Below are 3,944 nucleotides of genomic sequence, written 5' to 3'. Positions count from 1 at the left end.
TATGGGCGGCAGGGTTGATCACGATGGCCGAGGCCTGATCGCGCGCCGCATGGATCATCTCGACAATCGCGCCCTCATGGTTCGATTGCTGAAAGGTGACCTCCACCCCCAGCTCCGCCGCCAGCGCCGCACAGCGCGCCGCCACATCGGCCAGCGTCTCGCGGCCATAAATCTCGGGCTGGCGCAGCCCCAGCAGGTTCAGGTTCGGCCCGTTCAGAATATGGATCGGTTTCATCGCCATGGTCCTCCGCTTCAGTTGCGCGCCGGGCGGGGCAGGGGTTTCACATCCGATGGCCCCGGCGCCACCGAGGGCGTGCCATCCCAGGGGCTTGGGGCCTGCGCCACGGGGGCCGCCTCCACGCCCGCCTCCACGCCCGCAGTCGAGGCCGCCTGCGCCGCCGCACTGCCCGCGAGGCTGGGGGCGGTATCGCTGCCATCGGCCTCCAAGGGCGCTGCGGGCGCCGCAGGGCTGACCGGCGCCGCCACGGTCCCCGGCGCGGCGGGGGCCTCCTCGGCCACGGGCGCGGGAGAGGCAGGCGCCACGGTCGAGACCTCGGGCGGCGCTGCCACCAGAATGCCCGCCCGCCATTTGCCCTCGGCCACTTCGCCGGTGGCATAGGTCAGCTTGCCTTGCCCCTCGCGCTTGCCCTTGAGGAAACTCCCCTCATAGCGGTCGCCGCCGACATAGCTGGCCACGCCCACGCCGGTCATCTCGCCCGCCTGCCACTGGCCGGAATAGCTGAAGCCATCCGGCGTGGTGATCACGCCCTGACCCTGCCGCGCGCCATCGACAAAGGCGCCTTCATACACCGTGCCATCGGGATAGGTGGCGCGGCCCTGCCCGGTGCGCTTGCCCGCCTGCCATGCGCCCTCATAGCGATAGCCATCGGGCCGGGTCAGCACGCCCTCGCCATGGGCCTTTTCCTGCGCGAACTCGCCCACATAAACCGCGCCATCGGCATAGGTGGCGCGCCCTTTGCCCGCGATCTCGCCGCCCTTCCAGGCGCCCTGATAGCCCGAGCCGTCGCGATAGGTGATCTGGCCCTGCCCCTCGGGCTGATCGGCCTTGAAGGCGCCCTCGTAAACCGAGCCATCGGCATAGCTCAGCCGCCCCGTGCCCTCCATCTTGCCCGCAAGCCACTGGCCGTCATAGCTATAGCCATCCGGCGCGCGGAACACCCCGCGCCCCTCGCGCTGGTCGCCGCGGAAATCGCCCTCATAGACCGAGCCGTCCTTGTAGGTCATCTTGCCACGGCCCTGCCGCTGGCCCTCGACAAAGGCACCCTCGTAAATATCGCCATTGGGCTGCACCAAACGGCCCAACCCGTTGATCTGGCCCTTGGCCCAATCGCCTTCATAGACCAGCCCGTCGGGCATGGTCAGCTTGCCCTTGCCCGAGCGCGCGCCCGCCAGCATGCCCCCTTCATACAGCGTGCCATCGGGATAGGTCACCTTGCCCGCGCCCTGTTTCAGGCCGCCCACCCAGTCGCCCTCCGACACCACACCGGCCGAGGAGGTCATCTTGCCCTTGCCCTCGGGTTTGCCATCCTTGAACGCGCCCTCATAGACCGAGCCATCGGCATAGCGTGCCACGCCCGCCCCCGCGATCTCGCCCGCGACCCAGGCGCCCTCATAGGTGGATCCATCGGCATAGGTGATCTTGCCCTTGCCCTCGGGCTTGCCCGCCACAAAGGCCCCCTCATAGACCGAGCCATTGGGATAGCGCGCAATGCCCTGACCCATGATCTGCCCATTGGCCCATTCCCCGGCATATTCATAGCCATTGGGCAGCTTGTAAGTGCCGGTGCCATGCTGCTTGCCGTTCAGGAACGTGCCCTCATAGACCGAGCCGTCATCATATTGCTTGACCAGAACATCGCCGCTGTCCTGCGCCTGCGCGACGCCTGCCGCCATGATCCCCAGAACCGCGATCCCGATTGCCAGCCGCATTCCGGCCTCCCTGAACTCTTGCCGTCTTTTCCTTGGCGATCAGTCTGCTAGAAAGCAAGTCAAATCCTTTGGCGCAGCCCTGGTCCGCGCCCGCATGACGGAGCGTGCCCCATGCCCTCAGCCGATACTTTCCGCCTTACCCTCGCGCAGCTGAACCCGGTGGTGGGCGATCTGGCAGGCAATGCCGCCAAGGCCCGCGCAGCATGGGAAACGGCCAAGGCCGCAGGCGCCGACATGCTGGCCCTGACCGAGATGTTCATCACCGGCTACCAGACCCAGGACCTGATCCTGAAACCCGTCTTCGTCGATCAGGTCGAGGCGGCGATCCGCCAGCTGGCGCAGGATTGCGCCGATGGCCCCGCCATCGGCATCGGCGGCCCGGCCCGGGTGGGCGAGCGGCTGCACAATGCCTATTGGATATTGGAGCGCGGCGAGGTGGTGGCGCGGGTGCTGAAACACCACCTGCCCAACACCGATGTGTTCGACGAGAAACGCGTGTTCCAGCCCGCCGATGTGGCCGGGCCGTACCGCATCGGCCCGCTGCGCATCGGCTCGCCGATCTGCGAGGATGCCTGGCACCCTGACGTGGCCGAAACGCTGGCCGAGACTGGAGCCGAAATCCTGCTGGTGCCCAATGGCTCGCCCTATCATCGCGGCAAGCCCAATCTGCGGCTGAACCTCATGGTGGCCCGGGTGATCGAGACCGGCCTGCCGCTGGTCTACCTGAATATGGTCGGCGGGCAGGATGATCAGGTGTTTGACGGCTCCTCCATGGTGCTGAACCCCGGCGGCGAGTTGGCGGTGCAAATGCCGCAATTCGACACCTGCCTTGCCCATGTCGATTTTGACCGCACGGCAGAGGGCTGGCGGGCGCGCAAGGGCGAGCTGGCCGAAATCCCGCGCGTGTGGGAGGCCGATTATCGCGCCTGTGTCATGGCCTTGGGCGATTACATGGCGAAAACCGGCTTCAAGAAGGCGCTGCTGGGCCTGTCGGGCGGCGTCGATTCCGCGCTGGTGGCGGCGATTGCCGCCGATGCCTTGGGGCCGGAGAATGTGCGCTGCGTCATGCTGCCCTCGGCCTATACCTCGGCGCATTCGCTGGAGGATGCGGCAGAATGCGCCAAAGCGCTTGGCTGTCGCCTCGACACCGTGCCGATCTCGGGCGGGCAAGAGGCCGTGGGGCAGGCGCTGGCGCATCTGTTCGCAGGCACCGAATCCGGCGTGACCGAAGAGAATATCCAAAGCCGGTTGCGCGGCGTGATGCTCATGGCGATCTCGAACAAATTTGGCGAGATGCTGCTGACCACCGGCAATAAATCCGAAATGGCCGTGGGCTATTGCACCATCTATGGCGATATGAATGGCGGCTATAACCCGCTGAAAGACATGTATAAAACCCGCGTGTTCGAGACCTGCCGCTGGCGGAACGAGAACCACCGGGCGTGGATGGCCGGCCCGGCGGGCGAGGTGATCCCCGACCGCATCATCACCAAACCGCCAAGCGCCGAGCTGCGCCCCAACCAGACCGATCAGGACAGCCTGCCGCCCTATGAGGTGCTGGACGCCATTCTGGAAGGCCTCGTCGACCGCGAAGACAGCGTGGCCGATCTGGTTACCCGCGGCTTTGACCGCGCCACGGTGAAACGCATCGAACACCTGCTCTACATCGCGGAATACAAACGCTTCCAATCCGCCCCCGGCGTCCGCCTCACCCCGCGCGCCTTCTGGCTCGACCGCCGCTACCCCATCGCCAACCGTTTCCGCGACACTTCGTGACGGGGAGCGTGACGGCGCTTCTCTACCTCGCCGCCGCCGCCTGCGAGATCGCGGGCTGCTCTGCCGTCTGGGCGTGGTGGCGGGCGGGGGCCTCGGCGCTGTGGCTGATCCCCGGCGGCCTCGCTTTGGCCGCCTTCGCGGGCCTGCTGGCCCTCACCCCGCCCGAAAGCGCCGGGCGCAGCTTTGCCATCTACGGCGGCGTCTATATCGCCGCCTCG

Annotated in this window: 4 protein-coding genes; 2 read left to right on the top strand and 2 right to left on the bottom strand. The window is 67.0% G+C overall.

What is annotated here, in order from left to right:
• A partial coding sequence (locus JNN06_RS12775) for a type II 3-dehydroquinate dehydratase (RefSeq protein WP_291239976.1) occupies positions 1 to 235 on the bottom strand: 235 nt, incomplete at its 3' end.
• Positions 236 to 252: 17 nt separating this feature from the next.
• Complete coding sequence (locus JNN06_RS12770; protein WP_291239975.1) at positions 253 to 1,950, bottom strand: 2-isopropylmalate synthase; 1,698 nt, start codon at positions 1,948 to 1,950, stop codon at positions 253 to 255.
• Positions 1,951 to 2,061: 111 nt separating this feature from the next.
• On the opposite strand from JNN06_RS12770, the gene JNN06_RS12765 reads away from it, so the two are divergent.
• Both JNN06_RS12765 and JNN06_RS12760 read left to right on the top strand, forming a co-directional pair.
• Positions 2,062 to 3,726 carry an NAD+ synthase gene (locus JNN06_RS12765; RefSeq protein WP_291239974.1) on the top strand — a complete coding sequence of 555 codons (1,665 nt, stop codon included), beginning with the start codon at positions 2,062 to 2,064 and terminating at the stop codon, positions 3,724 to 3,726.
• The coding region (locus tag JNN06_RS12760; protein WP_291239973.1) for a hypothetical protein at positions 3,723 to 3,944 on the top strand (222 nt) is incomplete at its 3' end. The genes JNN06_RS12765 and JNN06_RS12760, both read left to right, overlap by 4 nt.

Source organism: Gemmobacter sp. (assembly GCF_016792925.1).
GTDB lineage: Bacteria > Pseudomonadota > Alphaproteobacteria > Rhodobacterales > Rhodobacteraceae > Gemmobacter.
Note: the sequence above shows the minus strand (reverse complement) of the source record. Positions and strands in the feature narration are given on the sequence as shown.